The organism is Pseudomonas sp. 5C2 (genome assembly GCF_034314155.1).
GTDB lineage: Bacteria > Pseudomonadota > Gammaproteobacteria > Pseudomonadales > Pseudomonadaceae > Aquipseudomonas.
In genome coordinates this window covers 2,503,848-2,529,604 of the sequence record NZ_JAVIWH010000002.1, presented here as the reverse complement: position 1 = coordinate 2,529,604, position 25,757 = coordinate 2,503,848, and the positions used below count along the sequence as shown (strand labels likewise).

The window sequence follows — 25,757 nt, the reverse complement described above, 5'->3', positions numbered from 1 at the left end:
TGCGGTTAGCTGTGTGCAGGCAGGCTGTGTGGAAACAGCAGGTCGACGAAACGTTCGGCGGTCGGTTGCGGTTCATGGTTGGCCAGGCCGACCCGTTCATTGGCTTCGATAAACACGTACTCCGGCTGGTCGGCAGCGGGCACCATCAAATCCAGGCCCACCACCGGAATGTCCAGCGCTCGGGCCGCCCGTACGGCCGCATCGGCGAGTACGGGGTGCAGGATTGCCGTGACGTCTTCCAGGCAACCGCCGGTGTGCAAATTGGCGGTGCGTCGGACCGCCAGGCGCTCACCCGGTGGTAACACGGTGTTGTAGTCGAACCCTGCGTCGCGCACTGTGCGTAGGGTTTCTTCATCTTGCGGAATACGGCTTTCTCCCGATGTAGCGGCCTCACGGCGTCGGCTCTGCGCTTCTATCAGCGCGCCAATTGCATGGTGACCATCACCGATGACTTCGGCCGGTCTGCGGACAGCGGCTGCCACCACCTCGAAGCCAATCACCACGATGCGCAGGTCCAGTCCCGGGTGATAACTCTCGAGTAACACCCGGCTGTCGAACGGGCGGGCGCGCTCGATGGCATTCTGGACGTCTTCAATCGTGCGCAGGTCCACGGCGACGCCATGACCCTGTTCACCATCGAGCGGCTTGACCACGATCTGCCCGTGCTCGTTCAGAAAATCCAGATTGTCATCGACGTTGCCCGCCAATTGCTGGGCCGGCAAATTCAAGCCTGCGGCCTTGAGTGCATGGTGGGTCATGCTCTTGTCCTGACACAGGGTCATGCTGACGGCGCTGGTCAGGTCACTCAGGGATTCACGGCAGCGCACACGACGTCCGCCATGACTGAGGGTGAACAGGCCGGCGTCGACATCATCGACCTGTACGTCGATACCACGTCGATGGGCCTCTTCGACGATGATTCGCGCATACGGGTTGAAGTCTGCTCGTGGTCCTGGCCCGAGAAACAAGGATTCATTGATACCGTTCTTGCGTTTGATGGCGAAGGTCGGCAGGTTGCGGAAACCAAGCTTGGCGTACAGGTTTTTGGCTTGCAGGTTGTCATGCAGCACCGAGAGATCAAGGTAGCTCAAGCCACGGCTCATGAAGTGCTCGATCAAATGCCGCACCAACACTTCGCCCACACCCGGCCGGGTGCATTGCGGGTCAACGGCCAGGCACCACAGGCTGCTGCCGTTCTCCGGGTCATGAAAGGCTTTTTGATGGTTGAGGCCCATCACGCTGCCGATCACGGCATTGCTGCTCTCATCTTCGGCAATCCAGTACACCGGCCCACCTTGATGGCGCGGGGTCAGCAGGGCAGGGGCGATGGGCAGCATGCCCCGCGCCAGGTACAGGTTGTTAATCGACTGCCAATCCGCATCGTTCTGCGCACGGCGAATACGAAAACCCCGAAACACCCGCTGTGCCGGACGGTAATCGCTGAACCACAGGCGCAAGGTATCGGACGGGTCGAGGAACAGCTGTTGTGGCGATTGCGCCAGCACCTGCTGGGGCGCCGCGACATACAGGGCGATGTCACGCTCGCCGAGCTTCTCATTGAGCAAGTCGTCAGCCAGCGTCGCCGGGTCAGGATAGGTGTGCCCGATCAGCAGCCGGCCCCAGCCGCAATGCAGGGCCAGAGGTTGGGCGTCAGGCTCGCTGCCGTCTTCCGCGAAGCGTGCTTGCAGGCGCTCATAAGAGGGCGCCTGGCCGCGCAACAGGCGTTGGCTAAAAGCCGAAGCATTGTGTTTCATCGATCAAAGTCCTTGTTCGCTGAGCCACAGGTTCAGCGCTGCGAGCTGCCATAGCTTGGAGCCGCGCAAGGGGGTCAATTCGCCCTCGGGATCGGTCAGCAGTTTGTCGAGCATGGCCGGGTTGAACAGGCCTCGGTCCTGACTCGGGTCGAGCAATAGGTCGCGTACCCAATTCAGCGTGTCGCCCTGCAAATGCTTGAGCCCCGGCACCGGGAAATAGCCTTTTTTGCGGTCGATCACTTCGGCCGGGATCACCCTTCGCGCCGCTTCTTTGAGTACCTGCTTGCCGCCATCGGGCAACTTGAAGCGCCCCGGTACTCGGGCCGACAGTTCGACCAGGCGATAGTCGAGAAACGGCGTACGCGCTTCCAGACCCCAGGCCATGGTCATGTTGTCGACACGTTTCACCGGGTCATCGACCAGCATGATCGTGCTGTCCAGACGCAGTGCTTTATCCACAGCGGCGTCGGCCCCAGGTTGGGCGAAATGCTCGCGGACAAAGTCGCCGGCTGCGTCATTGGCGGTCAGCCACTGGGGCTGCACGGTGGCGGCGTATTCGTCATACGTGCGGTCGAAGAACGCTGCGCGATAGGCCGCATAAGGGTCGCTGGCGCCGTCCACTTGTGGGTACCAGTGATACCCGGCGAACAGCTCATCGGCACCTTGCCCGCTCTGCACCACTTTGCAGTGCCTGGCCACCTCTCGCGAGAGCAGATAGAAGGCAATGCAGTCATGGCTGACCATCGGTTCGCTCATGGCACGGAACGCCGCAGGCAACTGCTCGATGATTTCGCTTTCGTTGATGCGCAACTGGTGATGTTGAGTGCCGTAGTGTTTGGCGATCAGATCCGAATACTGAAATTCGTCACCGCGTTCGCCGCCGGCATCCTCAAAACCGATGGAAAAGGTCGACAGCTCCTTGACCCCGACTTCCCGCAGCAGGCCGACCAGCAGGCTGGAGTCGACGCCGCCAGACAGCAGAACGCCGACATCCACCGCTGCACGTTGACGAATCACCACCGCATCACGGGTGCTGTCCAGCACCCGGTCACTCCAGTCTTCGAGGGTCAGATTCGCTTCGTCGGCATGCGGGCCATAGGGCAGATGCCACCACACTTTCTGTTCGGTCTTGCCGCTGGCGTCGATGCGCATCCAGCTAGCAGGTGGCAGTTTTGCAATGCCCGCGAGCAGGGTACGCGGCGCTGGAACCACGGCGTGGAAATTCAGGTAGTGGTTCAGGGCGACCGGGTCGAGCATCGGGCTGATATCGCCGCCTTTGAGCAGCGCAGGCAACGATGAGGCAAACCGCAGGCGCTTGTCGGTGTGTGACAGGTAGAGTGGCTTTACACCCAGTCGGTCGCGAGCCATGAACAAGGTCTGGGTGTCACGCTCCCAGATGGCGAAGGCAAACATGCCGTTGAGCTTGGGCAGCAGATCGACGCCCCAGGCGTGGTAGCCCTTGAGCAGCACTTCGGTGTCGCCGCCAGAATAAAACGGATAGCCGAGTGCTTCCAGTTCAGCGCGCAGTTCCGGGAAATTGTAGATGGCACCGTTGAACGCCAGCGCCAGCCCCAGCTGATTGTCGACCATGGGCTGTGCCGAGCCTTCGGACAGGTCCATGATTTTCAGTCGACGGTGACCGAGGGCAATAGGTCCCTGGCTATGAAAACCCCAGGCGTCCGGGCCGCGAGGGGCCAAATGATGGGTGATCCGTTCAACCGCCGCGATGTCTGCCGGTTGATGGTCGAAACGTAACTCTCCAGCTAATCCGCACATGGTGCTTAAACCCTATGTGTTTCGGCACAATTGGCATCACTGGCTTTTTACTCGTACCACTTTCGTACCACTTTCCAACATTTTCAGCTTCTCAAGCTCTGCCCAATCGTTCGGCGAGCTGATCCACTTGGCGTATGTAGAAAGCAGCACTTGTACGCTGTGCCCGAGTTGCGCGGCGATGAATGCCGGGTTCATGCCGGCCATCAAGCACATCGTTGCGTACGTGTGGCGGGTGTCGTACATCCTGCGGCGTCTAATTCCTAATTTCCGCAAAGCAGTAAGCCAGTAACGTTTTTGACCAGTCTCAGAGCGTATGTACAACTCCGATTTCTCACCTGTTCCGCTCGGCGCGAAAACATAATCAGAGCGCGCCGCTGTGAGTGGTCTAGCCTTTTCGAGTGCGTGCAAAGCGCGATCGTTCAATAAAACTGTGCGTGGCCTCTTCGTTTTGGTCCGATCCTCGATGATTCCACGGATCTGAATTCGGCAAACATGTGCGGTTTTTTTGCGGGTATCGAGTTCGCTCCAGCGCAGCGCCATCACCTCACCCGGGCGCATCCCTGTGTAAAAGCAAAACTCGAAATAGGCCGCGTAGATTGCGGTCAATCCGCTCGTCGTTTTGTACAGGTGGGCGATGATGAGATCTGCTTCTTCCTTCGTAAACGGGTCAACGTCACGCTTCGGAACTTTCGCGCCGGGGATAGACAGGGCTGGGTTTCGGGTAACTATTTCGTCGATCATGGCCTGTTGGAATATCGACACCAATAAGCCGACCACGCCCTTGCGCCTCACCGGCGAGGTCCATTCAATCTCGTTCATGATCTTGCGTAATCTGACCGACGTGATGGTGTCGATAGGCATTTTGGCTAGATACGGAATCCAATAAACTTGCAGGGCCGACCTGTAGTTTCTGCGAGTGCCGTCGACGATCTGGAGGCTGTCTAACCAGTCTTGGGCGTAGTCAAAGAAAATAGGTGCGACTTGATCTTGCACGGCCACGCTGCGCGTATTAGGGAACAGCCCGGCATACTTCTCTGGCGTGAGAGCGCCGAGCTTGTCTAGGCCCTTTACTTGAGCACGTAAATTCGCTGCTGCTGAGATTCCTTTCGCAGTTTGGGGGAGGGGGAGCGTCTCACAGCACCGCTTCTTGTTCCAGGAGAAACGAATTCGGATTGACTGCCCGATAAGCTCGACCCCGGCTGGCAGGTCCATAGGCTTTCTACCCATTCCTCGTATCTCCGTTTGCTGTAAATAATCCGACCATCAATCTTCATCCACACCCAGTTGGGGATGACTCCCTTCTCCCGCTTGCGTTGGAGCGCCTTCGCAGTACACCCCACCAACTCTCCCATCCGTTTTTCAGTGATCTTGTCGTGCCCTGCGTCTTCGTGCAGGTTTTCGGCTGCGGCCATGTTGGCTACCTCTGCCCGTATCGGGCGCGATGGTGTATCTCCATGCCGCCCTATGGCGGCAGAAGGTAGGGAGGGGTTAGATAGCCAGGATGTGGCCGAACGGAACGCGGAAGCCGGCGGCGTTGCGATGACCGCCACCGCCATACTGCCGGGCGATTGCTGAGACATCCTCACCAGCATCAGAGCTGCGCAGGCTGAAGGATCGGCCTTCCGGCGTGTCCCAGTAGCAGGCGGCGAAGGGCTCGCCCGCAGACATCAGGTGCCCAGCATCGCTGGTCAGCGTGTACGGCAGGTTTGCCACTGGCACGTCATGGCCACCGATCATCATCCGGCGCTTGGCCACCCCGACCAATTCCGCGACGTCCTTGTGGTGCTTGCGTTCAATTGCCACCCCTTCGGCCCGCATCGTTTCAATGTCACCCTCAAAAAGCGCGTCCCAAACATCGAAGTCGTAAGGGAAACTGAACAGGCTTGCTTGTATTTCGCGAGTGCCGTCCAGCTTGAACAGCCAGAGGTCGCGGTCCTCGATGTGGTTGATCAGCGCCGGACGGGGTTCGCCGAGAAAGAAATAGTCCCAAGCGATGCCAGCGCCTGACCGGTTCATATCGAACAGTGCGTGCAGTCGCGGTGCCACCTGATGGTATTTGTGGTGAGGCCCAGCAGCAGGTATTTCCTTTAGATCGGCCTGCGCAGTCTTGTGGTGGTCAAGCACCAGTACAGATTCGGCCGTTTCTGCCATGACCATCAACGTTTCGAGTGGATAGGAGAAATCGACAATGATCACCTTCTTGCCAGTCACGTCGGGAGCGCGATGGCCGTGCGTTGCCGGAAAGAACTCGATGTCGCGCCCAACCATGGCACGGCGAACGACCCAGGCAGCGCCGAACCCATCAGCACAATTGCCGTGGTAAATACAGATGGTGGGGTGCTGGTTGTTGGGAATGGACGGTATTGCCGATGGACTTTCTTCGTCCACCTTGCAAGAGCCGCAGCCATCGCCGCAGGCCCCGCAGAAATCTTTGCCCGCTGCAACTGCGTCGATTTCATGCTGCAGGCTTGGCACATGTCGAACCCATACGCAGATCGGTCCGTCCTCGGTATCGTGGATAGAGAAGATGAACCAGCCATCGCCAGCAGGGTTGCTAGGCACCCATGCAGTGCAGTCGCAGAGACCTTCATCAGCCCAAGTTTCGAAAAGACCTTCCGGACCGTCGCTTTCCATCTCGAAACAGAGGGCTTCAAGACCGTGCTCCGCGAACCAGGTCATCGGGATTGCGTCTTCATCGCCATCGCGCGGCCACGCTGGGTGGGTCCAGAAGCCCATTTCATCGCGCTTGACTGGCAGAGGTTGAATCAAAACGGTTTCTTCAGGCATGACTTCGTCCTTACCGCTATAGCGGCTGACTTTGAATTGGGGGAGGGGTTTGGTGCACCGACTGGCGTGACTTGAGGCTATGGTCTATTGCTGTAATTCAGCGCGGATCTGAATCAGGAAGATCGATATGCATTCAGGTGTAGAACGGCCTTATCCGATGGATTACGACCATCCAAACGGAGAGAAAGCAAAGATTGACTTTGTCTGGGGCGATCCGGAAAGCATGACTCCTATCGGAATTATTATTCTTATCAAATATAGGGAGAGTTATGTAAAGCTCGGTGAGTCGACTGGAAAATGGTCGACTTTTGGAGAGGCGAAGGCGCGTGGTTTTGAGCTGGCATTCCAATTGATCGGCCTCTATGTTGGTATTTCTAATGTACTTGGCTTTGCAGATGCCATGTAGTGATGTGATTCGTTGGAATGGTAGCGCTCCGGCGTTTAGCGCAATAGGTGAGGCCAGGTTATGTGGCTGTGGCAACGGGTTCTGCGAGCGCTTGCTGTACCGCTTCGACGATACGGCGCAGATATGTGAAATCGTGGTTTTCCTCGATGGCATTACCATCAAGTGAGTAATGCCATTCATCACCGAATAGCTCTGTCAGAGGCTTACCGTGATGCCAGCATTCGTTTGGCGTCTCGATGTTACTCAGAACACCGATATCATTCCAAAGCTCGCGGGCCTCGCTTTTGCTCAGTTCGCCAAGTTCCCATTCGTGGCGCCCGGTCTGCTGGCGACGGCGCTGGACGATGCACTTTTTAGCGAAGGTATGGAGCGCGTCACCGTTGAATCGCGTGCTGCTGATCCCTCGATCCAGGCAGTTCAAGACGTAGTCCCAGCCGCAGTTGACGACGAACTCTGAAACAGTGCGCGGTCCCATCCCGCCCCAGTAGGCGTTCCAGCTCTTATCCCAGCAGTTGATGGTGATCTTGCCCTGGGCGGTCTGATAGTTCGGGTTCGATTCGGTCGGGCAATCGCGGCGGCCGAAGTCCTCGAGGAACACGGTGATCGGGTCGAGCCGAGGTGCGCCAGTGATCACCAGCTTCGTCACTGTCGAACGCTCAACCTTCAGTGGCTCAGCGATTTTGTTTTCTGTGGGCATGGGGCGTCCTATACCGGGTCATGCCCGGACTGGCGTGATTTTAGGTTGTGGTCTATTGATGTAATTCAGCATGGATCCAGATCAGGGAGAACGATATGCATTCAGATGCAGCAAGGCCCTATCCAGTGGATTACATCCATCCAACTGGAGAGCAAGCAAAGATTGATTTCGTCTGGGGTGACCCGAAAAGCGTGGCGCCTATCGGAATTGTCATTTGGGTGAAGGATGGAGAGAGTTACGCAAAGCTCGGCGAAACGACTGGCGAGTGGCAGACCTTCAGAGATGCAAAGCTGCACGGCATTGACCTGGCATCCAAACTTATTAGTCTCTATGCCGATCTTTCTGATGTTCTTGGTTGGGTAGATGTCAGGTAGTTGCGTGATTCGTTGAAATGATAGTGCTACGGCTTTCTGCGCAATAGGAGAGTGTGGGTCAGGCTGCGGCTGCCTGACTCTGAGTTGCTCGCCATGGATCGTTCGCCCGGGCCAACGCAGCCATAGGCGGAGGGCTGACGCTGTTACCGCACATGTGCACCTGCTGGGTCTTGGTGAACGGCTTGCCGTCTGCGCCCTTGTCGATGATGTAGTCGGCGGGAAATCCCTGCGCTCGGTACAGCTCAGCCGGTTGCAGCATCCGAAGGCGGATGTCGACGATCACGTAAGGCGTCCCCTTCACCATCACGGTGACCAAGGCCAGTCGATCCTTCGTGGTTATGGTTGGCGCTGGCTTGTTGAGTCCACTCATGTTCTCGGTACCGTAGTAGCTGATCAGGAATGCCGCAACCCGCAGGGCACCTTCTTCGTGTTCGGGTGAAAGCTGGAATGAAACCAGAGAGCTCTTCCCGCCGCCGCCCGCCGTAATAGTTGGCGCTGGCTCGTCAATGCACTGGCCGATGCTGGCGCCGAACTGGCGCTCGAGAAATGCACTGGCCAGGCCGTGGTGAGTTCCGCTTGCGCTTACAGTGTGCAGAGGCTCGGTCAGATCCCGGGCATCGCAGTTACCGCGAAAGTGCACCAGGTTGGCGGCAACCAGCTGCTGTTGGCTGCCGGTGTTCGTCACGGTGGTCATGGGCTCATCGACGCCCTTGGCGTCGGTGGTATTGAAACCGCCGTTCATCTGCGCCATGAAGGTGCTGACCAGAGCGTGCTTAACGCCACCAGCAACAACGGTACCGAGCGGTTGGTTAAGCCCCGGAACTCGCGGTTGTTGACCATTGCGCTCGCCGTAACCGGTTTGGATCAGGGTAGGGCTGATCAGTGTGAGTTCGCCGCGGTTGGCGCAAGTGATCGTCGGAAGCGGTTCAAGCGGATCGTTGATCCGGTCGCTGCCTTGGTGGGTTGCTGGCGCGATGATCGGGCTGACAACGGAGAACGCGCCGCCTTTCGGGTAGGAGGTAATAGTGCGCAACGGCTCATCCATCGACTGCACTGTCTCGGTCGACCAGTTCGCGATCGGCACGATGAAAGGTTTCGGGTTGTCGATGACGAACTTCTTCATGCCCTTCGCTACACGGCGGAGCGTGGCGGGTGCCAGATCCTTCTTCCGTCCAAAAATGCTTTTGCCTAAGTCGCTGAAGTCGATGCACTCGGCGGCGGTGCGCCATGGAAGCTGACCCTTTGCCGGTTTCTTCGCATGGGTTGGCTCTGGCCATACGACTGGCTGGCCATCACACCGAGCAATCATGAATAGGCGCTCACGGCTGGTCGGCGCGCCGAAGTCGCAGGCCTTGATCACGCGCCATTCGACGACGTAGCCCATGCCCTGCAGCTCGGCAACGAATCGCGACCAGGTCTGGCCTTTGCGTTTCGGATCGGGTATCAGGAATTGCTGCTCGAGCGGAACGGCCTCACCTGGTACAGCGACACCGCCGCCCAGTTTAACGACGCGCCCAGTGTCTTTGCATCGTTTCGCAATCAGCGGACCCCACTGAAGGATCTGCTTCACGTTCTCCAGGCTGATCACCCGAGGTTGCTTCTTGCCGGCCCATTTGAGGCCAATCCATGACAGGTTACGGATCTCGCGCTTGCGCGGCTGGCCACCGGCTGCCTGGCTGTGATGCGTACAGTCTGGCGACATATGGAACCAGCCAACAGCCTTGCCGCCGCATTCGGTGTCGGGATCACCCTCGAACACATCAGTCGTGTAGTGCCTGGTATGCGGGTGGTTGACAGTGTGCATGCTGATCGCTGCGGGGTTGTGGTTTTTTGCCACGGTCACTGCGCGGCCAAGGCCAATTTCCAGCCCGGTACCGGCGCCACCGCCACCACAGAAGAAGTCCACCAGGATTTCATCGTCTTGCGGGTTGAAGCCAAGGCCGTACTGAGTTTTGAAATCAAAGGGGTGTTTCTTCTGGTAAGCGGACATAGGGGATCCTCGCCGGTATAGTTCCGGGATCTGCAGGGGAGTGGGTTATGAGCTGGGAAAGTATTTCTTACTGGATTGAGCATCACCCGGGCCTGGCGTCTTGGGTCCAGGCTCTAGGATCGATACTTGCAATCCTAGTTGCGGTACGCGTGGCCTCAAGTCAAAAACGCGAGCAGCTTAAAAATGAACGAATAAGATTCGAGCGCGACTGCGAGTTTTTGAAGGTCATTTCCGATAGAGCGCTCAGGGCAGCAAAACCAAATCCCGCAGAAATCACCGTACGCGATGCGGCGAGAATGCTCGTCGGTGTTTCATCGATCTTCAAAAAAATCGATTTGATGAGTTTGCCGCACGCCTCTTTGATTGAACCGGTATCTACTATCCGTGACGCACTTCAAGCTGCTGAGTCGTCAATTGAAGGCGAACCCAGAATCGAGCTGTATTTTGGGAGCAGTGAACACGATAAGTGGTATAGGCTTATTTTTCTGGCACGCAATCGACTACTCGAAGAGATCAATCGTATTTCTTAAATGGACTCGCTGCGTTCAGCCCAAATCAACCTTCCCCACTATTTTGAATGTCGTGATTCGTAGAAGTGGGGTATTTGTGTTCAGCTCCACCTGAAGCGAGAATACTGATGAAATCGACGGCGAAACCGCTAAAACTTTGCCCTGGCTGTCAGCAATCAATCCGAGCGGCTCGTTGGGAAAATCACGTAATCAAGTGCGCGAAAGTTATGGCATCAATGCTTCCAGCCAAAATCCGCGAGAAGCGGATAAAGTGCCTGATTGGAAGCGAACCTGAATTCAGCAGAGGCGATTTCAAAGCGCCAACGGAAACTACAACCATCGGGGCGTTCGGCTTGGGGAAAAGCAGAAAGCACTGATTTGTCACTGCATTCGGTGCAATAGGTGAGGAAGAGTTAGGCGGCTGGCTCGACCTTCAGCGTCACCGTGACTGGCCCGTCACGGAAATTGCCATCGACCATGCCGTCGAGTTGGGCGATTTCCTTTTTCGTGAGGTTCTTCCATTTCGCAATTAACCAGTCGCCCTTGAGCACAGCCACGGGATGCATCGCAGAAGTGTCGCTGCAGCTGTAGCCGTTTTCTTCTAGCCATTTTCGTGCCGCTTTCCAAGCATCAAAAGTTCCTGGTGCCTCGAATGTTTTTCGGAACATGAGGGGATTTCCAGTTAGGCGCCGCCCTCCGTGACCGGATGCGACAGTGGGTGGTGTGCTATAGAGTCGGAAACCCTTCAATGTTGAGGTTCACGGATGAAGTCGAAGCTTGAGCAGCAAGAGATACTGGTTAGCCGCCTGAAAGGCGTGAAGCTAAATGGTGTGTCAGAGAAATTCGCGATCACACCGGAAGAGGCGTTGTCCGCTCTGATGCGTAAGACCAGCAATAAACGCCGAAATAAAGCCAAGAAAAAAAAGGGAAAATGGTCGCCTGTGCTGCCTGGAAGTTTTGAAAGTTCGTCCCGCTGATCAGTTCTGCTCGATTATCTCGTCGCTAGGTTCTTTCTGAATGATGAGCAAGGGAGGGGCGCCCCATCTACAATTGGGCGCCGCTGAGGGTCAGTTCGGGCTGAATGTGCCAAGTGCCAGCTTGGCCGCCTCACCTACTTGAGCTTCGAGCACCGACTTGAACTCCTGGGCGATCTCCTCGCGCTGAACCTCTTCGCCGATCCAGCGCAGCTTCAGCGCTGGTTGCGCGCCGCTGGTGATGACCGAGATACGCAGCACGATTTCGCGCACGCTGAGGCCTTCGAACGGCACCACCGAGAACACCAAGGAAGTAGGCAGCGTTTCTTTGCTGCTGGCCTCGATAGCGTCCATCGCGCTGCGGCTGGCGCCGGTCTCACGCACGGTATGATCGCTTTCCGACGATGCCTTGATGGTGATGGTGCGCACTGCTGCGATCGCCTTCACGATACTGATGTCCTGCAGGTCCTCACCGACAGCCGTCAGCGACGCGTTCCAGTCCTCGATCCAGTCGCTCAATTCCCTCTGCGATAGGGTGCGCCCGCCAATCTCCCGAACTGCCTTGTAACCAGCCGTGGGTTTTAGCTTCAGCGCCGCGCGGTCGTCGGCGTGACCAGGGTTCGCGGCGTCGCCGATGTTGAACATCACCAGGCAGGACATTTCGTCCTGATCAATGAAGCCTTGAGCATTTACCACGGCTCGGTCGGTGACGTACTTACCGAAGTCCAGCAGGGAGTTTGTGGAGAAGGTGCCACGGAAGCGGCTGCGGCCAGCGGCGAAGCGCTCCAGGTCAAAGATCTTGGCGCCTTCCGGAAGAATGGCGGTCGGCATGAACGTACCCAGCGGTTTGCCGGTGGCGATCAGCGCGGTGTTGGTGATCAGTTGAATTGCTTCAGGGGTGAGGGACATTCGTCAAATCTCAATGTGGAAGGGAGGGCATTGCGGATGATCAGGTGCGGGGAATTACCGGGGCCTGGTCTTTGCTGAACAGCTGGGCGTGCTTCTCAGGAAACAGCGTTATCTTGCCGCCGCTGCCAACGTGCATCGGCGTGTCGAGGCTGGTGTTCTCGCTGCGGGTACCGCGCTTGGTTGGCACCTTGTAGTCGAGCTTGTGCTTGATTTTCACCTGGCTCGATTCGCCGATCTGGGCGAAGTCCAGGGTGATGACCAGCTTCCCGACCTTGCCGTGGTCAACGACACCGGCGGCGACTTCGGAAAGGGCGTGGCCGATCTGGCTGGCGAAGGCGCCGCCATTCAGCTCCTCGAGGAACTCGGCGGTATCGGTTGCGATGGGCATGGATGATTCTCCGGGAGGGCGTTGAGCCCGCTGGGTGGAAGATTGAGTTGAGGTTGTCGACGACGGCGGTGCACTTTGGTGTTGATCCGGCGCATCAAGTCTTCTTGCTGAAGGTGAAGCCGTTTTCCCTGGCAATAAGGGCTACGGTTTTTACGTGGATGCCCACGGCCTTTGCTGCTTCCGCAACGGTCAGCCCGGCATCGGCATGCTTTCTCAGTTCAGGTGCTTTGGCATCGCGCCGCGCCCTAAGCTTTTCGGAGTAGGTGGTGGTACCGGAGAATGTCGCGCTGGCGCTGACGCCGCGCGGTATGTCCTGAATCTTCTTGCCGGTAGCAAGGAAGTAGTCGATCTGGGCGCTGAGGTCAGCGATGGTCTTGTGCCGAGGGTCAGGCATTGGTACGCCGATCATTGCTGTGCACCTTCCGACAACACAACAACGACGCCGTCGGCTTTTGCCTCAAGCTGCTGAGCGAAGTTGACCGCATCCTTCCAGCTAAACCGGAATCCCTTCACCTTGCCGGTCGACAGCTCGATGATGTGGTATGCCTTCGGGCCCTTGGTCGTGACCTGATAGCGAACGGCTTGTGCAGGTGCGTCCCTGCCAATCAAGGCGTAGAAAGCTGCTGTGGCGATACTGGAGCGGACGTGAAGGGCTTTAACGCCGTCCACTCTCTGCTGAATTGATGGGTGCATGGCTGATCCTCTTGTTGGTTCACGTCTATTCGAATGCTTGCTCGACCTGAGCGCGTATTCGAATAAATGCGGGCAATAAAAAGCCCAGTCGTAACTGGGCTCTGTTTGGCTCACTAACACCTCCGTATGTGAACCTGACCTGGCGCGCATATGGCGGACCCGGTAATTGACGTTTACATGGCTGTAAATCCTCTTAGGGTTGTTCGGAGTTGATGAAGGTGGGCGGTTATAGGCCGCGATTTCGTCCGCATCGGGGTGTGATCTGATCGGAGGTGCGGTCGCTTCAACAGCCCGCCGTTCAACTCGCAACGCTACAAAAGCTCACCGCCAGGGGCTGCTTGATCGCTGGCTTCATCCTCGTCCTGCTGCGGACTTCAAAACAGATCACACTCCGATGCGGCCTGGTGCTGGGGAGTACCAGGTGCTCGGGCAGTTAACGTCAGGCTGACGTGGCGCTGGTTGATCAGTCGCTGCTGCTTGAGCTGGAAGAGCTGCTATCGCTCGACGAACAACTCGAACTGTCACTGCTGCTGTAACTGTCGCCGCCGCTGTACCCGCTACAGTGCGAGCGTGAAGGCGTGTCGTCGCTTGCGCTGTAAATCATGGTGTTCTCCGGATTTAGCGGGTTGCTGAGCGTGTCGTCGACGTTTCTCCGATCTGCTGCTGGCATGGCCCGAGGTGAATCGCCACGCCGTATTGGCGGAGGCGGCACGGGTGATGCAGTTCGAACTGTTGGCCGTGGGGTTGGCTTGACTGGTGTAGTCGCCTGCCTTGTTTCCGGTTTCGCTTGAATCGCTTCTGGTGGCTTGCGGCTGAATAGCCTGGCCAAAAACTTGAACATGCTGTCGCCCTCGTTACGTTTTCTCTTTGGTCTTTCCGGTCATCAGCACTATCAGCAGAAGCGACACCAAGATCAGGTCTCCTATCATTGAGAAGATGCGACTTGCCGAGTCGACGAACACCACGCCACCGGCAAGCCCGAAGGCTGCCCAGCGCCGTACCTTGTTGCTGAGCGCGCCAAGCACGGTTACAGGTGGTCTTTGAGGTTGAGCCCAAGCAACTTGGCGCTACGCTCAAGCGCTACCATTTCTGCCGGCTCGATCTCGCCGTCAGCTTCTGCCACGGTGAGCATGATGTTGAGCACGGTCAGTGCCTCGGCTGGGCTGTGAGCCAGGTCGCCAAGTTCTTTCTCGGCGTTCTGGCGCAGGATGCGTGCACCTGACTTGAAGTCAGTCTTGGCGCGGTCGATGGTGTTCGACAGCTCGGCGCCGAAGCCTTGTAGCGATGGGTTGTTGCTGAGAATGGTCTCGACCTTGCTCAGTTCGCTTTCTTCGAGGTCGCCATCAGCTGCGGCGACGTAGATCGCTCCATAAACCACAGCCTCCATCAGGTCGCGGTTTGCCAGCTTGGCCACTGCGGCGCGAGCCTGACCGGTTTTCTTGCCGAACAATTTGCCTAACATGGTGTTACCTCTGGTTGGTGGTCATCCCAAAACGCCCGATCGCTCCGGCGTTTTAGTGATGCTTTCCAATCAGGCCGCTTTATCAGCCGTTGGTTTTTCTGCCTGGATGCGCTGGTAGATCTCTTCGCGATGCACAGCGACATCCGCCGGTGCCGAAATACCGACTCGCACTTGTTGCCCTTGCACGCTTATCACCGTGATGCTGATGTCGTCATTGATGCGGATGGTTTCGCCTGGCTTGCGGGTGAGTATCAACATGGTCCTGCTCCTTGGTTATCTTCCCGCTACCGACGATCCGTCGGTACTGGTGAAGACGGCTCGCTTGAATCAGCGAGCTGTCCGTGTTGCGCCCAGGCTTGCTACTGGCAACAGCCTGGGTTTGTTGCGTCAGCGGTGCTTGTAGCTGGTGCCTATTCCCCGCTTGCTGATGGCAGGTTTCGGTTCGTCGGATGCAGCGGTGGGCTTCCCTGTTCGCTCCAGCTTGATCAGCGTTGCTGGCGCGGTCGTCGGGCAAATACAACATGCGGCGTGCAGTCCTGTGCCTGGGTGAGTTGTTAGGCACACCGCATGAGGTCCGGCGCTCCTCATAGCCGAGGCTCGGAGCGCTAATTCTGTTCAGTTGAGTCTCCCTTCATCCGCTGGGATTCGCGGGGCGCATTGCTTGCCGGGTCGTTCTCACGGTTCTGGCTTGTCGCCATCGATCAGCCGTAAAGGGTTTTCCCTTTCGTGGGCGGGCTATCTGACCCGTCTGATCGCCGGTCGCCGGGAGAGGCAATGCGGTCTGTTGGTATTTCTGTATTGCGCATCAGATTTAAAGAGCGTCGGCCCTTATGAGGGCCTGTCGCTGCGTGGGTGTGTAGCTGCGATGAACTTAGTTAACCATCGGTATATCTGCACGTCAATACCGATGGTTAATTTAATTTCGATTGGTGTGCGGTATCCTTTTGCTATAACTGGATGGATATACAGCTTTAGGAGATAGGCATGAGCAAGCCGCAGAAGGCGACGTCAGTAGTACGAGTTGAGATGTCCGGGGTAGAGCGCCTAGGGCTACGCGTCTCATCGATGGTCAATCACCCCGCAGCGCAGGCTCAGCGCTGGGTGACGATCCATCGCCTGGATACGGACGGCGACCGAGAGTGGGAGGAGGTGATGGGCGTTCTTTCAGAAACGGATGGCTTGGACATCACATTTGATGACGACGGCGGGGTTACGGTGAAATGGGAGTCGATAGAAGGCGAAGATGCGCCGGTAGGAATAGCTGATTTCGAGGAGGAGCCAGCGCCCTTTTGATGGGCAAAAAAATGCCCGCTCAGCAGCGGGCTATTGGGTGCGGTTAGCGGGGGGATATGAGCTGGACGCATCTACCGCGGTCTATCTGTATTTGATCTGATTTTCATTTCGCAGGAGCGCTTGGTTGGCCGTGCGGGGCAGAATGCGGTTTCGTGAGATTAAGCTTGCCAGAGTAGTAATCTTGGCTAGCCGTGGCGAGTAAAATTTGGGTATTGCTCATTACTTTTAGAAGCTGTGTATGCTGAGGTGTTCCCGGCTTAAGGTTAGTCAGACCTTCTTTCGCGTTACCGATATCATGTTTCAATGCTTTTTTGTATAAGGCGAGCTCGATAGGTAACATGAATCTATGAATAAGAGAAATAAAAAAATGCGTTAAAACTGGGCCAAAAAAACTTGCGATCAGAATTCCTGTCTGCTGTTGCTCGATTGGCAGTTTCGAGCAAAGTCCGACAAGCAACATCGTCAAGCCCCCCGATCCTGCTGGTCGGCCAAGTTTATCTACTATCCCCGCGCGATTACTCATAACGCGCTCCTTTTTTGGTTCTCTATTTTTTCAATAATGTTACCGTTGCTCATGGTGCTGATAGAGATTTGAGATGAGACTTGGCCATTCTCCATATAAGTTACTATCAGGATTTCGTCGGCAACATACACGTCAAGTAGGTATTTGCTAAGTTTCCATGAAAAAATAGCTACCAATGGGCTGAATAGTGTCATCCCTAAGTATATAAAAACCAATCCCATGTCGTGGTTTATGAACATTAAGGTATGCCTCAAACTAGACGCTGGTCCTTGTCAACCCAGTGTCTTGTGATTTCAATAACCTCATAGATTATAGTCGATCGCGTCAGTCTTTCGGTAGTAGTGATTTTGATTTTTGCTTCGTACAGATCGTCTTTTTTGAATGCCTGTTCCGCATCTTTTACTCTACGTAAAAAGCCCGCATCTTGCATTGTTGCAGATTTTTCTTTGCCGTCAGCAAATCGAATTCTCCACCCGTTTTTCGAATCGAAATTTACTTGGGCAAAGCTGATGTTTATATGCAGAAACTCAATATGCTCTTGCTCTAGACTACCAATCGGCATAGGCGAAAAATCATTGATCTCAGTCTCGCCGACTATATTTATTATTTCATTATTTTGGCCAAGTACCTTGAATTGAGCGTCATTTTTATTCTGCAAGGGGGCCTGAACAACTTTTTGCATAGCGTCTCGGATTTTTTTGTTTCCGACAAGCGCAGCAACTTTTGAGTCGCATTGTATGACACCCTGATCTGTCTCAATGGTTCCAATACCAGCAGCTTTATCGATTGTAAGTTTAGTAATTTTTCGGTTGCGCAGTTTTTTTATTATCTGGATTGCTGACGGGATTCCGAGAGCCGCGCCAGCGCTAGAAAAACCTAGATATTTCAGTACTTCGAGAACGGCGGGGTTTGTTGCAAATACTAAAAATTCTACTATAACTGAGCCTTCCTTGGCCGGGGTTGTTACCAGGAGCTCAGCATCACCCGATCCCTGCGAGTAGACCAACACTGCTTCGTCTAACATGTCCGCCATGGAGCTAATAGCATTTCCTAGATCTCTAGCATTAATCTTGTGATTCGACAGGTCATCCGACTTGGCGTCATACGAGATGCTAAATTTCTCAAAATCCCTTTTCAAAATATTCCCCAATTCTAAGTTATAAATAATGGTCTTTAACTGTAGTCTTTTTCTTTTTCTTAGGTCCTCGCATCGGGCCTAAACCAAATGTGCATTCCAAACCAGAAGCACGCGAGCCAGGATATGCGTGTCATCACGGCGTATCGGCTTGGTCGGGTGGTGGGTGCTATCCGAGATCATCTCGAAATTATCTGAATCCGACACCTGAAGCCGCTTGATGTAGAGCAGGTCATCCCAGGAGAACAGATAGATGCCGTCGCCAACGAAGTCGCGAATGCTGATATCTACTATGAGCGGATCGCGGTGCTTGATAGTCGGCGCCATTGACTGACCCCAGCCAGTCACAAGCTTGAGGTAGTTGTAGTCCTCATATTCCACGCCCAGCTCTCTCAGATGCTTCTGACTGACACGTATGTCCTTGAGCATCTCCGGGAAGTCGGCGGCTTTCTGTCCACCACCCATAGAGCCACGGATGTCGTAGTGCGCGATTCTGATTTCGTCACCGACCAGGCCGTGGCGGGAGAAGTCAGCAACGATCACATTTCCGCCACTCACGCTAATCGCTGTTTCCTGGACTGCATCGGCAATCTTCTGCCTAGCGTCCTCCGAAAGATTTTTGCCATGCTTGGCAAGCATCTGCTGGACGATATCGGCAGATGACTGCGTAGCGGATGGCTTAGTCGTACTGGTCAGCGATTCAATTTCATCTGCCAAGCGCGGACTGAACCTCTCAACGGGCTCCTGAAGCATTCGCGAGAGAACTGCTGCGAATTGCGTGTTCAGTGGATTTATGCCCTTGAAGTACAAATTTACCGCAGCCGGCGTCATACCGGCGGCATCGGCAATTTTCTTCTGACTCAGCTTTAGCTCGTTTTTCTTCGCTAAAAACAGGTCATGTGCCGCCTTGCACTCAGCAAGTCGGTCGGGCGGGAGTATTCGTTTTTTCGTCATGGCGCGAATTTATACCAATGGTTAAAAATAAGAAGAAACCATCGGTATTGATTAATAATTAACAGATGGTTAATATCTGTTTCGTATCCAACAGAGGCATGACCATGAATGAGACTTCCCTCGATAGGTTCGTGGCTGACAAAGGGCAGTCCGAGGCCGCACGGCTTCTTCGGGTAACAGCCCCAGCCATTCACAAAGCCATATCAGCGAAACGGGACATCCGCGTGCTCGAGCTTCCAGATGGAAGTTTTCAGGCTCAAGAGCATCGCCCGTTTCCCTCTAAAAAATCAGCCACTTAAACCAATTTCACCAAAGCAAAGAGCAGCTTTTCCTTGCGGTTCGGAAGATTTGGTCGCGGATGCGTCCTTGATCAATTTCAGTAAGCAAATGATCGCGGAACCAGTGGCATCAAGCCACGTAACAAATTTCGAGGTGTTACATGCAGACATTGATGAGAGCGATCTATGACGTAGTGGATGAATTCGGAACCAAGAAGATCGCCGAAGGTGCCAGCTTCACATCTAGAACGCTTCTGTCGCAGAAGGCGAATCCAGACTACGACAGCCACAGCATGAACGTTCCGGAGCTACACCGGATCATGAAGTTCACCCAAGACTTTCGGCCCCTGATCGCGTGGGCCGACAGCTTCGGTTTTGACCTTGTGTCGCGTCAGCGCCCAGCACCAAAACCACTCCTGACCGCGCTTGGCCTCCTGTCCGCCGAATGCGGAGACGTGGGCCGGCTGATCTTTGATGCCACGGCTGATAATCACATCAGTCAGCACGAAAAAGCCCAGGGCGATAAAGCCATTTTGGAAGCCATCGACGCGCTGAACGTTCTGCGCGAATCGCTGAAGGCTGCCTGAATTTCAGACACAAAAAAGCCGACGGCGAGGTCGGCTTCTTCAACAACGGTGTATCAACGTGGGGCCATTATGAACACGATCACCACTTCAAGCAACACGGTAACCATGAGTAGCCGGGAAATCGCCGAACTCACAGGTAAACAGCATAAAGACGTGATCCGTGATGTTCGCGCGATGCGGAAAGCGCTGGAGTCGGATGGCGCAGATCTGCGCCATCTCCACGAGATCAAGGATGGCCGGGATTACACCGCCGAGTTTCGTCTTGATCGCCTGCTGACGGAAACGCTTCTGACCGGCTACAGCATTCCGCTTCGCTATCGTGTCGTGACACGTTTGAGCGAACTCGAAAACGTGTCACGACAGGTTGTCACGGTTCCACAAACACTTCCGGAAGCCCTCCGGCTCGCCGCTGACCAGGCCGAGCATAATCTTCAGCTTCAGGCCGTCATCCAGAAGCAGGCGCCGAAGGTTGAGGCGTTGAATCGCCTCGCCAATACCCACGGTTCCGTCTGCATCACTAATGCCGCCAAGCAGCTTGGGGTAGCACCTATGCGGCTCTTCGCGTGGCTGAGCGACAACCGTTGGATCTATCGCCGAGCTAGTCACGCCAGCTGGTCTGCTTTCCAGCCACGGCTATCCAGCGGTCTGCTCGAGCACAAGCTGGTGAAGGTCGGCGGCGATCCGGAAGAACTCAAAGTCGTCGAACAAGTCATGGTCACTCGCCGCGGCATCACCACCCTGGCCGAACAAATCCTAGGAACGCCCCTGTGAGCACCATCATCATGAGTGCCTGCTGGCCGCTCCAGGGCATGAGCCCTGCTCAAAAATCCGTATTGATCTCTCTCTCCGACAACGCTAACGATGAAGGCGTGTGCTGGCCGTCAGTCGCGAAGATTGGGCAAAGAACCTGCCTGGCTGAGCGCACAGTTCAAAGCGCAATCAAATGGCTTTGCTCGACTGGCGTGCTTTCGGTTCGGGAGCGAATGGGCCGCTCGACTATGTACACCATAACCCCGGCAGCATTTGCACCCCCGCAGGATATGCGCCCCGCAGATGGTGCGGGAGAGCCCCCGCAATCGCTGCGCCCGTCCCCCGCAAATGATGCACCACCCCCCCGCAGTGGTTGCACCCAGAACCGTAATAGAACCGCCATTGATCCGTCAGTAGAACCACCATCTTCTTTCCCAGCCCTAGTCGGGCAGGGCAAAAGTGGACTGATCGACCCTGATCAGGAAAAACGCACCAAGGCAAAAATCGAGGCTGATCGCCAGGAAGCCTGCCGGGGAATCTGGATCAGTTACGCCGAAGCGTACTTCAACCGCTACAGCACCGAACCAGTTCGCAATGCGACGGTGAACACCCAGATCAATAACTTGCTGAAGCGGCTCGGTGCCGACGAAGCTCGATTTGTGGCCGAGTACTACGTCTCGATCAACGACTCTTACCTCATCCGCGCTTGCCACGACATGGGCTCGCTGTTGGCAAAGGCTGAGGCTTATCGGACCCAGTGGGCTACCAAAACCCAGATCAATGGCACCACTGCCAAGCAGATGGAAAACACCCAGGCGAACATGTCGACGGCCGAACAGGCCAAAGCAATGTTGCGTAAGCGTGGTACCGGCAATGCTTAACCAGAACGAGCTGGATCTGGCGATCGATCTTCTCTGCGGGACCGCCGAAGCGATGGGCGTAACTTTGAGTCCAAACGCAGCGGCAATCATGGCAGTCGATTTGAGTGAGCACCCATTGGGCTTGATCGAAAGGGCATTGAAGGCTTGCCGGAAAGAGGTTCGTGGGAAGTTGACGATGTCGGACATCTTGTCGCGAATCGAAGCAGCCGATGGCCGCCCGGACAAGGACGAGGCATGGGCTATTGCGCTGGCCTCCAACGATGAATTCGACACTGCGGTGATGACCGACGAGATTCAGATTGCACTCGGTGCGGCCCGCCCTGTGTTGAGTCTTGGCGACAAGGTCGGTGCCCGCATGGCATTCATCAATGCTTACGAGCGGCTTGTGAGCCGGGCCCGGGCCGAAACCAAGTCAGTCAATTGGCATGTCTCCATCGGCTTTGATGCAAATCGCCGAATCGAAGCCATAAACGCTGCTGTGCAGATGCAACGCATTCCGCAAGAGCGCGGCCGGCTTTACCTGGCTGATTTGAGTCATGAGCCGATCACTGAAGACGGTCGCGCGCTCGCTGGATTGATTACCGGGCAAGTCGTGAAGCCAACTGCCGCGATAAGGGAAAAGCTGAAAGGCATCAAAGCCAGCATGCTCGAAATGCGAGGTGTCAGCGATGAGCGGAAGAAAGAGGCTCGTGAAAAAGCCGAGCAGGAGTTCGCCGCGCGCCGGGCCTTTTTGTCTCAGCAGGCAATCGCCGCCCTTGCAAAGGAAGACGCTCATGTCTGATCAGCGCCTCGCCAACACCAATCCTGCCGATTACCGCTTCGCGGTGCACTGCTGCGGCTACAAGTGGGATCTCACCGATAAGCCCGACCGCGCCGTGGGTCTTTTTGAGCATCGCTCCGTCGCCGTTCAATTTGGCCGCGCGCTGTGGCCGAGCACCTTTGAAGTAATCGATATCGTCACCGGGGAGAAGGTATGAAAGGCCGTTCCGTCACTGCCCAGCAGAAGCGCTGGCACAGCATGCTGGTACAGACCATCGGATGCGTCGCGTGCCGCGTCGGCCAGGATATCTACAACGATCAGTGCAGCATTCACCACGTCGACGGCCGCACCAAGCCACACGCGCACTGGTACGTGCTGCCGCTGTGCGCCGGACACCACCAGCATGGTTACGGCGCCGAGGGCTTCCCCGGTTACGCTGTGCACGGGCAAAAGGTGCAGTTTGAAGAGGCATACGGAAAGCAACCGGAACTGCTGAGCTTCTGCGCCAAGTTCATCGCCGAGGCTGGCCAAGATGTGCCGGCGGGCTTCCTTGCCTGGCTGGATGGTTCGGAGGTGGAAGCGTGAAGCCTTTGGTCATCAAGCCGTTCAAGGTCAAGGTCGCGCGCGCAAAGCCCATCGACTGGGAAGGCATGGAGCAAAAAACACTGCTGCTCGAACTGGCGTTACGGCATCCGCTGGCCTCCAAGCTCATTTTCCATGTTCCCAACGGCGGGCACCGGCACAAGCTGGTGGCCATTGAGTTGAAAAAGCAGGGCGTCAAAGCGGGGATCCCCGATCTGGTTTTACCAATGGCACGGGGCGGATATTTTGGCCTGCTGATCGAATTCAAAGCCACACCGCCGCACGATTCTCCGGTCTCTCCGCAGCAAGACGCCTGCCTTCATACGTTCAACGAGCAGGGTTATCTCGCCGTCGTATGCCGTGGGCACCGCGAGGCGCTCGACGTGATCGGTGCCTATCTGAAACAGCCACGTACCGTGGTGGCCGCATGAGCACCGCCGCCGTAAAGATCACTGACGCCGAAATCAAACGGCAAGCCGCCTGCACCGTCCGGGATCTTCGCGACGTTGAGAACCGCGGCCTTTATCTGCGTTTCACCCGAGATCGCGCACGTGCGTCTTGGTATCTAGTGCGCAAGGGCAAGTGGAACCTTGTCGGCAGTTTCCCTGATCTGACAGCAAAGCAGGTGGTAGCAGCGCTTCCGGGCATTCGCCTTCGCATCGAGGCAGGTGCCAACTCAACACTATCCAAATGGGCGACCACAGGTGAGCTGCTTGATTGGTTTGCCGAGCGGTATTCGCGCGACCGAAGCCTGTCGAAAAAGCGCAAGGACACAAGTGCGTCGATGCTCAGGCGTCACCTCGTACCATGCTTGGGAGAAGTAGCCTTGGCCAGCATCGACAAAGCCACGCTGGACAGCCGCTTAATTTGGCCGATGCAGCAAACCGTTGAAATCGACTACGTTCGATCCGCATTCCAGCTGCTTGCGCTGGCCTTCCGGCAGGCATTCAAGCTGCGGCTGATATCGGCAAACCCTATGCAAGACATCAAGTTCAAGGACTTCTCAACAGCAAAGGTCGGGATCAAGGCGTCCCGGCTGCGCGGTACCCAGCTGCAAGAGCTGCTTCACCATCTGGCCGGCGTCATCGAATCCAATCCCCACGACGGAATGCTGGCCGTGATGATGCTCTGTCACGGTACGCGCATTGGTGAATCCCGGCTGGCCCGGTGGTCCCACATCAGCCTGGCTGAGCGCGAGTGGTTCATCCCCAGCGAGAACACCAAGACCGGCGTTGAGCATCATCTGCCACTGACAGACCAGGTGCGGCAATTGCTGATCTGGTACCGCGACAAACAGCAGGCCGCTGGCTACGACGGGCAGTTCCTGTTCCCCGGTCGCGGCGGTGAAGGTCTCAGTGAGGGCCGGGCCAGTGCGGTATTCGCTCGGGTAGGGAAGGGTGAGTGGACCAGCCATGACCTGCGCAAACTGGCTCGCACCTGCTGGGCAGACATCGGGATCGATCACCTGATTGGTGAGCTGCTGATCAACCATGCCATGGGCCACAACGTGAAGGTTTACGTCCAGTCGGGCGTGATGGCCCGCAAGCGTGATGCCCTGATGAAGTGGAACGCCCATCTAGACGGGAAGGGCTTTGACCTGATTCACGCATTGACCGGCTTTAGATTCGAAGATTCTGATAATCAGCTACAGCCCACGGATGGCGTGGCCTCTGTCGCAGTTGCCAACACCACCATAGGCGAGGTTTAAAAACGTGAAAAAGAGCCACGGTCCCGCCTTCCGCAAAGCGCTCAGGCCGCTTCGGGAATGCCTCGACTGCCGTGGTGTTGGTGTAGTCCGGGGTGTTTTCCACGAAATGGAGTGTGCCACCTGCAATGCATCGGGCTGGATTTGCGCAGAGACCGGCGCCGCGCTGCCGCTCACCGATCTGGTCCTGCAGCTGAATATGAAGTTGCAGGTGGCAGAGCAAATAATTCGATCACTCCAGCGGCCAGCAAGTGGCCCTGGTCAGCAATACGAACAGAACAACCGTCGCGGTGCCGGCGGTACCAACTACACTGGGGATTGAGAGGATGACCATGAATAGGAACGACCGAACCGTTGAAGACCTGTTGGAACACTGGGGCCGCTGGGTCGTGTTGGGCTCAGGCGTCTCCTGCTGCGCATCCCGCGAGAACGACCTACACCAGCCAATGATCACGGACGACGATGCTCTATTAATGGATAGCCTGGTTGGCCGCCTACGTAATCGATATGCCGAGTCAGGCAACGTGATCATCAAGTACTACACGTCCCGCGACACTTCATTAATGGTTGTCGGTAAGAAGCTTGGGTTCGGCGAAGAGAAGACCAGGCAGCTCTGGAAGGCCGGCGTTGCATGGGTTGATGGCGCGCTTGATTTTCGTCGCAAGGCTGCTTGACAGCCCCGGTCCTTACATATAGTTTTCACGTTACTTTGCGGTTTTTCCGCGAGCAAAGCCCGACCCTGGAGTTGGGCTTTTTGCTTTCTATGATTCCTTCTGCCTCGCCATTGAGCGGGGCTTTTTATTGCTCTCGATTTCCCCAAAAGACCTCCAAGCCTCTTGCTTCGGCAACGCGTAGATAGGAGGCACCTATTCCTTTGGCTGGCAGTCAGCCTTTTTTATTCATGGAGCACACCCTATGGCCGAACCGAGCACGGGCGCCCTCGCAGTAGCTGGCGTGCTTGGCAGCGTGAGCCTGGGTGCTGCCTTCCCTGAGATTGACTTGGCCGCATTGGTCGGGGCATTCGGTGGGGCTTTCTTCTATGTCGTATTCGCCAAGGACATCACGTCGTGGCGGCGCGTTGGCTACCTGTTCGCTGGCTGGATTGGCGGCTACTTCGGGTCTGCTGAGGTCATGGGCTGGGCCTGGACCAAGACAGCAGGTTTCAGTGCATTCCTTTGCGGCGCCTTCTGCGTCGTGTTACTGGCCAGTGTTATCGAATGGATGCAGACCGGCGCCATGCCGCGCTGGCTTCAATGGTTCCTCAGCCGGTTCGCCGGGAAGGAGGGTTGAATGGTTGCCATCCTACAAGCCGCGCTCTGTGCGCTGATCTTCATCATGATCGGCCTGCACTACCGCCCGCTCCCTGACTCACGCTACAAACCAGCGATCAGCCTCATGGCCTGGGCTGCATGCGCAATCACCGGCATGCAGTTCATGAGCCTGGTTGGTCGCATGGTGTTGCACGATGACTTTGCCGATGCGTCTTGGTTCAACACAGCGTTCTACTGTTTGGCTGCCATGCTGGTGTGGCGGGCCAAGGGCAATGTGGCGCGCATCCTGAGGCTTGATTGATGAAGAAGTCTTGGCGTG

35 protein-coding genes are annotated in these 25,757 nt (G+C 56.2%); 18 read left to right on the top strand and 17 right to left on the bottom strand.

Features of this window, described 5'->3' with window-relative positions; translation table 11 throughout:
- Positions 1-5: 5 nt before the first annotated feature.
- From ngg to RGU44_RS12335, 4 genes are all read right to left on the bottom strand, one after another.
- Entirely contained in the window at positions 6-1,754 is a 1,749-nt protein-coding gene (gene ngg, locus RGU44_RS12350; RefSeq protein WP_322217350.1) for an N-acetylglutaminylglutamine synthetase, read from the bottom strand.
- Between the two features lie 3 nt (positions 1,755-1,757).
- The gene (locus RGU44_RS12345) at positions 1,758-3,530 is read right to left on the bottom strand and encodes an N-acetylglutaminylglutamine amidotransferase (protein ID WP_322217347.1); all 1,773 of its coding nucleotides are present in this window, start codon (positions 3,528-3,530) and stop codon (positions 1,758-1,760) included.
- 36 nt (positions 3,531-3,566) lie between these two features.
- Entirely contained in the window at positions 3,567-4,757 is a 1,191-nt protein-coding gene (locus tag RGU44_RS12340) for a tyrosine-type recombinase/integrase (protein WP_322180686.1), read from the bottom strand.
- A gap of 261 nt (positions 4,758-5,018) precedes the next feature.
- The gene (locus RGU44_RS12335) at positions 5,019-6,317 is read right to left on the bottom strand and encodes a hypothetical protein (RefSeq protein ID WP_322180684.1); all 1,299 of its coding nucleotides are present in this window, start codon (positions 6,315-6,317) and stop codon (positions 5,019-5,021) included.
- Positions 6,318-6,444: 127 nt separating this feature from the next.
- Between RGU44_RS12335 and RGU44_RS12330 the strand changes: the two genes are divergently transcribed.
- Complete coding sequence (locus RGU44_RS12330; protein WP_322180682.1) at positions 6,445-6,723, top strand: hypothetical protein; 279 nt, start codon at positions 6,445-6,447, stop codon at positions 6,721-6,723.
- 58 nt (positions 6,724-6,781) lie between these two features.
- On the opposite strand, the gene RGU44_RS12325 is transcribed toward RGU44_RS12330, so the two are convergent.
- Positions 6,782-7,420 carry a hypothetical protein gene (locus RGU44_RS12325; protein ID WP_322180680.1) on the bottom strand — a complete coding sequence of 213 codons (639 nt, stop codon included), beginning with the start codon at positions 7,418-7,420 and terminating at the stop codon, positions 6,782-6,784.
- A gap of 95 nt (positions 7,421-7,515) precedes the next feature.
- Between RGU44_RS12325 and RGU44_RS12320 the strand changes: the two genes are divergently transcribed.
- Positions 7,516-7,794: a hypothetical protein gene (locus RGU44_RS12320; RefSeq protein WP_322180678.1), complete on the top strand. Its 279-nt coding sequence runs from the start codon at positions 7,516-7,518 to the stop codon at positions 7,792-7,794.
- A gap of 58 nt (positions 7,795-7,852) precedes the next feature.
- On the opposite strand, the gene RGU44_RS12315 is transcribed toward RGU44_RS12320, so the two are convergent.
- Positions 7,853-9,784 carry a DNA cytosine methyltransferase gene (locus tag RGU44_RS12315; protein ID WP_322217344.1) on the bottom strand — a complete coding sequence of 644 codons (1,932 nt, stop codon included), beginning with the start codon at positions 9,782-9,784 and terminating at the stop codon, positions 7,853-7,855.
- 47 nt (positions 9,785-9,831) lie between these two features.
- Between RGU44_RS12315 and RGU44_RS12310 the strand changes: the two genes are divergently transcribed.
- Positions 9,832-10,314, top strand: coding sequence for a hypothetical protein (locus tag RGU44_RS12310; RefSeq protein WP_322180674.1), 483 nt, complete (start codon positions 9,832-9,834; stop codon positions 10,312-10,314).
- Between the two features lie 392 nt (positions 10,315-10,706).
- On the opposite strand, the gene RGU44_RS12305 is transcribed toward RGU44_RS12310, so the two are convergent.
- The gene (locus RGU44_RS12305; RefSeq protein WP_322180672.1) at positions 10,707-10,961 is read right to left on the bottom strand and encodes a hypothetical protein; all 255 of its coding nucleotides are present in this window, start codon (positions 10,959-10,961) and stop codon (positions 10,707-10,709) included.
- Between the two features lie 96 nt (positions 10,962-11,057).
- Between RGU44_RS12305 and RGU44_RS12300 the strand changes: the two genes are divergently transcribed.
- Positions 11,058-11,270 carry a hypothetical protein gene (locus tag RGU44_RS12300; protein ID WP_322180670.1) on the top strand — a complete coding sequence of 71 codons (213 nt, stop codon included), beginning with the start codon at positions 11,058-11,060 and terminating at the stop codon, positions 11,268-11,270.
- A 90-nt stretch (positions 11,271-11,360) separates the two neighbouring features.
- On the opposite strand, the gene RGU44_RS12295 is transcribed toward RGU44_RS12300, so the two are convergent.
- The 7 genes from RGU44_RS12295 to csrA form a co-directional block, all read right to left on the bottom strand.
- The gene (locus tag RGU44_RS12295; RefSeq protein ID WP_322180668.1) at positions 11,361-12,176 is read right to left on the bottom strand and encodes a DUF2303 family protein; all 816 of its coding nucleotides are present in this window, start codon (positions 12,174-12,176) and stop codon (positions 11,361-11,363) included.
- 40 nt (positions 12,177-12,216) lie between these two features.
- On the bottom strand, positions 12,217-12,564 hold the full coding sequence (locus RGU44_RS12290; RefSeq protein WP_322180666.1) for a hypothetical protein: 348 nt from the start codon (positions 12,562-12,564) through the stop codon (positions 12,217-12,219).
- Positions 12,565-12,658: 94 nt separating this feature from the next.
- Positions 12,659-12,973 (bottom strand): hypothetical protein, encoded by a 315-nt coding sequence (locus tag RGU44_RS12285; RefSeq protein WP_322180664.1) that lies wholly within the window; start codon positions 12,971-12,973, stop codon positions 12,659-12,661.
- Complete coding sequence (locus RGU44_RS12280) at positions 12,970-13,257, bottom strand: hypothetical protein (RefSeq protein WP_322180662.1); 288 nt, start codon at positions 13,255-13,257, stop codon at positions 12,970-12,972. The genes RGU44_RS12285 and RGU44_RS12280 overlap by 4 nt, the downstream gene beginning before the upstream one ends.
- Positions 13,258-14,111: 854 nt before the next feature.
- Complete coding sequence (locus RGU44_RS12275; protein WP_322217340.1) at positions 14,112-14,282, bottom strand: hypothetical protein; 171 nt, start codon at positions 14,280-14,282, stop codon at positions 14,112-14,114.
- Positions 14,283-14,284: 2 nt separating this feature from the next.
- Complete coding sequence (locus tag RGU44_RS12270) at positions 14,285-14,719, bottom strand: tellurite resistance TerB family protein (RefSeq protein ID WP_322217337.1); 435 nt, start codon at positions 14,717-14,719, stop codon at positions 14,285-14,287.
- Positions 14,720-14,788: 69 nt separating this feature from the next.
- Complete coding sequence (gene csrA, locus RGU44_RS12265; RefSeq protein ID WP_322217335.1) at positions 14,789-14,977, bottom strand: carbon storage regulator CsrA; 189 nt, start codon at positions 14,975-14,977, stop codon at positions 14,789-14,791.
- Positions 14,978-15,703: 726 nt separating this feature from the next.
- Here csrA and RGU44_RS12260 point away from each other — a divergent pair.
- Entirely contained in the window at positions 15,704-16,012 is a 309-nt protein-coding gene (locus RGU44_RS12260; RefSeq protein ID WP_322217334.1) for a DUF1654 domain-containing protein, read from the top strand.
- 103 nt (positions 16,013-16,115) lie between these two features.
- Here RGU44_RS12260 and RGU44_RS12255 read toward each other — a convergent pair whose 3' ends face one another.
- The 3 genes from RGU44_RS12255 to RGU44_RS12245 form a co-directional block, all read right to left on the bottom strand.
- A complete protein-coding gene (locus tag RGU44_RS12255) occupies positions 16,116-16,535 on the bottom strand; it encodes a hypothetical protein (protein WP_322217333.1) in 420 nt (139 codons plus the stop codon).
- 250 nt (positions 16,536-16,785) lie between these two features.
- On the bottom strand, positions 16,786-17,568 hold the full coding sequence (locus RGU44_RS12250) for a hypothetical protein (protein ID WP_322217332.1): 783 nt from the start codon (positions 17,566-17,568) through the stop codon (positions 16,786-16,788).
- A 183-nt stretch (positions 17,569-17,751) separates the two neighbouring features.
- The gene (locus RGU44_RS12245; protein WP_322217331.1) at positions 17,752-18,624 is read right to left on the bottom strand and encodes a S24 family peptidase; all 873 of its coding nucleotides are present in this window, start codon (positions 18,622-18,624) and stop codon (positions 17,752-17,754) included.
- Between the two features lie 65 nt (positions 18,625-18,689).
- Between RGU44_RS12245 and RGU44_RS12240 the strand changes: the two genes are divergently transcribed.
- From RGU44_RS12240 to RGU44_RS12180, 13 genes are all read left to right on the top strand, one after another.
- Positions 18,690-18,923 (top strand): Cro/CI family transcriptional regulator, encoded by a 234-nt coding sequence (locus RGU44_RS12240; protein WP_322217330.1) that lies wholly within the window; start codon positions 18,690-18,692, stop codon positions 18,921-18,923.
- 140 nt (positions 18,924-19,063) lie between these two features.
- Positions 19,064-19,489 carry a phage regulatory CII family protein gene (locus RGU44_RS12235; protein ID WP_322217328.1) on the top strand — a complete coding sequence of 142 codons (426 nt, stop codon included), beginning with the start codon at positions 19,064-19,066 and terminating at the stop codon, positions 19,487-19,489.
- Positions 19,490-19,558: 69 nt separating this feature from the next.
- Complete coding sequence (locus RGU44_RS12230) at positions 19,559-20,260, top strand: phage antirepressor KilAC domain-containing protein (RefSeq protein WP_322217326.1); 702 nt, start codon at positions 19,559-19,561, stop codon at positions 20,258-20,260.
- Complete coding sequence (locus RGU44_RS12225; RefSeq protein WP_322217324.1) at positions 20,257-21,120, top strand: helix-turn-helix domain-containing protein; 864 nt, start codon at positions 20,257-20,259, stop codon at positions 21,118-21,120. The genes RGU44_RS12230 and RGU44_RS12225 overlap by 4 nt, the downstream gene beginning before the upstream one ends.
- Positions 21,113-21,901, top strand: coding sequence for a hypothetical protein (locus RGU44_RS12220; RefSeq protein ID WP_322217321.1), 789 nt, complete (start codon positions 21,113-21,115; stop codon positions 21,899-21,901). Before RGU44_RS12225 ends, RGU44_RS12220 begins: the two co-directional genes overlap by 8 nt.
- Entirely contained in the window at positions 21,894-22,097 is a 204-nt protein-coding gene (locus RGU44_RS12215) for a hypothetical protein (RefSeq protein ID WP_322217318.1), read from the top strand. Before RGU44_RS12220 ends, RGU44_RS12215 begins: the two co-directional genes overlap by 8 nt.
- Positions 22,094-22,465, top strand: a complete 372-nt coding sequence (locus RGU44_RS12210) for a Ref family recombination enhancement nuclease (RefSeq protein WP_322217316.1) — start codon at positions 22,094-22,096, stop codon at positions 22,463-22,465. Before RGU44_RS12215 ends, RGU44_RS12210 begins: the two co-directional genes overlap by 4 nt.
- On the top strand, positions 22,462-22,893 hold the full coding sequence (locus RGU44_RS12205) for a VRR-NUC domain-containing protein (RefSeq protein WP_322217315.1): 432 nt from the start codon (positions 22,462-22,464) through the stop codon (positions 22,891-22,893). Before RGU44_RS12210 ends, RGU44_RS12205 begins: the two co-directional genes overlap by 4 nt.
- A complete protein-coding gene (locus RGU44_RS12200; protein ID WP_322217313.1) occupies positions 22,890-24,170 on the top strand; it encodes a tyrosine-type recombinase/integrase in 1,281 nt (426 codons plus the stop codon). The genes RGU44_RS12205 and RGU44_RS12200 overlap by 4 nt, the downstream gene beginning before the upstream one ends.
- A gap of 4 nt (positions 24,171-24,174) precedes the next feature.
- Entirely contained in the window at positions 24,175-24,489 is a 315-nt protein-coding gene (locus RGU44_RS12195) for a hypothetical protein (RefSeq protein WP_322180638.1), read from the top strand.
- A 10-nt stretch (positions 24,490-24,499) separates the two neighbouring features.
- Positions 24,500-24,841 carry an antiterminator Q family protein gene (locus RGU44_RS12190; protein ID WP_322180636.1) on the top strand — a complete coding sequence of 114 codons (342 nt, stop codon included), beginning with the start codon at positions 24,500-24,502 and terminating at the stop codon, positions 24,839-24,841.
- A 241-nt stretch (positions 24,842-25,082) separates the two neighbouring features.
- Positions 25,083-25,457: a putative holin gene (locus RGU44_RS12185; RefSeq protein WP_322180634.1), complete on the top strand. Its 375-nt coding sequence runs from the start codon at positions 25,083-25,085 to the stop codon at positions 25,455-25,457.
- Positions 25,458-25,739 carry a phage holin family protein gene (locus RGU44_RS12180; RefSeq protein WP_322180632.1) on the top strand — a complete coding sequence of 94 codons (282 nt, stop codon included), beginning with the start codon at positions 25,458-25,460 and terminating at the stop codon, positions 25,737-25,739.
- Positions 25,740-25,757: the final 18 nt, after the last annotated feature.

What these genes read in the sequence shown, in the direction of transcription:
- ngg (WP_322217350.1), bottom strand. Translation starts at nt 1,754, where the DNA reads ATGAAACACAATGCTTCGGCTTTTAGCCAACGCCTGTTGCGCGGCCAG.
- RGU44_RS12345 (WP_322217347.1), bottom strand. Translation starts at nt 3,530, where the DNA reads ATGTGCGGATTAGCTGGAGAGTTACGTTTCGACCATCAACCGGCAGAC.
- RGU44_RS12340 (WP_322180686.1), bottom strand. Translation starts at nt 4,757, where the DNA reads ATGGGTAGAAAGCCTATGGACCTGCCAGCCGGGGTCGAGCTTATCGGG.
- RGU44_RS12335 (WP_322180684.1), bottom strand. Translation starts at nt 6,317, where the DNA reads ATGCCTGAAGAAACCGTTTTGATTCAACCTCTGCCAGTCAAGCGCGAT.
- RGU44_RS12330 (WP_322180682.1), top strand. Translation starts at nt 6,445, where the DNA reads ATGCATTCAGGTGTAGAACGGCCTTATCCGATGGATTACGACCATCCA.
- RGU44_RS12325 (WP_322180680.1), bottom strand. Translation starts at nt 7,420, where the DNA reads ATGCCCACAGAAAACAAAATCGCTGAGCCACTGAAGGTTGAGCGTTCG.
- RGU44_RS12320 (WP_322180678.1), top strand. Translation starts at nt 7,516, where the DNA reads ATGCATTCAGATGCAGCAAGGCCCTATCCAGTGGATTACATCCATCCA.
- RGU44_RS12315 (WP_322217344.1), bottom strand. Translation starts at nt 9,784, where the DNA reads ATGTCCGCTTACCAGAAGAAACACCCCTTTGATTTCAAAACTCAGTAC.
- RGU44_RS12310 (WP_322180674.1), top strand. Translation starts at nt 9,832, where the DNA reads ATGAGCTGGGAAAGTATTTCTTACTGGATTGAGCATCACCCGGGCCTG.
- RGU44_RS12305 (WP_322180672.1), bottom strand. Translation starts at nt 10,961, where the DNA reads ATGTTCCGAAAAACATTCGAGGCACCAGGAACTTTTGATGCTTGGAAA.
- RGU44_RS12300 (WP_322180670.1), top strand. Translation starts at nt 11,058, where the DNA reads ATGAAGTCGAAGCTTGAGCAGCAAGAGATACTGGTTAGCCGCCTGAAA.
- RGU44_RS12295 (WP_322180668.1), bottom strand. Translation starts at nt 12,176, where the DNA reads ATGTCCCTCACCCCTGAAGCAATTCAACTGATCACCAACACCGCGCTG.
- RGU44_RS12290 (WP_322180666.1), bottom strand. Translation starts at nt 12,564, where the DNA reads ATGCCCATCGCAACCGATACCGCCGAGTTCCTCGAGGAGCTGAATGGC.
- RGU44_RS12285 (WP_322180664.1), bottom strand. Translation starts at nt 12,973, where the DNA reads ATGATCGGCGTACCAATGCCTGACCCTCGGCACAAGACCATCGCTGAC.
- RGU44_RS12280 (WP_322180662.1), bottom strand. Translation starts at nt 13,257, where the DNA reads ATGCACCCATCAATTCAGCAGAGAGTGGACGGCGTTAAAGCCCTTCAC.
- RGU44_RS12270 (WP_322217337.1), bottom strand. Translation starts at nt 14,719, where the DNA reads ATGTTAGGCAAATTGTTCGGCAAGAAAACCGGTCAGGCTCGCGCCGCA.
- csrA (WP_322217335.1), bottom strand. Translation starts at nt 14,977, where the DNA reads ATGTTGATACTCACCCGCAAGCCAGGCGAAACCATCCGCATCAATGAC.
- RGU44_RS12260 (WP_322217334.1), top strand. Translation starts at nt 15,704, where the DNA reads ATGAGCAAGCCGCAGAAGGCGACGTCAGTAGTACGAGTTGAGATGTCC.
- RGU44_RS12255 (WP_322217333.1), bottom strand. Translation starts at nt 16,535, where the DNA reads ATGAGTAATCGCGCGGGGATAGTAGATAAACTTGGCCGACCAGCAGGA.
- RGU44_RS12250 (WP_322217332.1), bottom strand. Translation starts at nt 17,568, where the DNA reads ATGGCGGACATGTTAGACGAAGCAGTGTTGGTCTACTCGCAGGGATCG.
- RGU44_RS12245 (WP_322217331.1), bottom strand. Translation starts at nt 18,624, where the DNA reads ATGACGAAAAAACGAATACTCCCGCCCGACCGACTTGCTGAGTGCAAG.
- RGU44_RS12240 (WP_322217330.1), top strand. Translation starts at nt 18,690, where the DNA reads ATGGTTAATATCTGTTTCGTATCCAACAGAGGCATGACCATGAATGAG.
- RGU44_RS12235 (WP_322217328.1), top strand. Translation starts at nt 19,064, where the DNA reads ATGCAGACATTGATGAGAGCGATCTATGACGTAGTGGATGAATTCGGA.
- RGU44_RS12230 (WP_322217326.1), top strand. Translation starts at nt 19,559, where the DNA reads ATGAACACGATCACCACTTCAAGCAACACGGTAACCATGAGTAGCCGG.
- RGU44_RS12220 (WP_322217321.1), top strand. Translation starts at nt 21,113, where the DNA reads ATGCTTAACCAGAACGAGCTGGATCTGGCGATCGATCTTCTCTGCGGG.
- RGU44_RS12215 (WP_322217318.1), top strand. Translation starts at nt 21,894, where the DNA reads ATGTCTGATCAGCGCCTCGCCAACACCAATCCTGCCGATTACCGCTTC.
- RGU44_RS12210 (WP_322217316.1), top strand. Translation starts at nt 22,094, where the DNA reads ATGAAAGGCCGTTCCGTCACTGCCCAGCAGAAGCGCTGGCACAGCATG.
- RGU44_RS12200 (WP_322217313.1), top strand. Translation starts at nt 22,890, where the DNA reads ATGAGCACCGCCGCCGTAAAGATCACTGACGCCGAAATCAAACGGCAA.
- RGU44_RS12190 (WP_322180636.1), top strand. Translation starts at nt 24,500, where the DNA reads ATGAATAGGAACGACCGAACCGTTGAAGACCTGTTGGAACACTGGGGC.
- RGU44_RS12185 (WP_322180634.1), top strand. Translation starts at nt 25,083, where the DNA reads ATGGCCGAACCGAGCACGGGCGCCCTCGCAGTAGCTGGCGTGCTTGGC.
- RGU44_RS12180 (WP_322180632.1), top strand. Translation starts at nt 25,458, where the DNA reads ATGGTTGCCATCCTACAAGCCGCGCTCTGTGCGCTGATCTTCATCATG.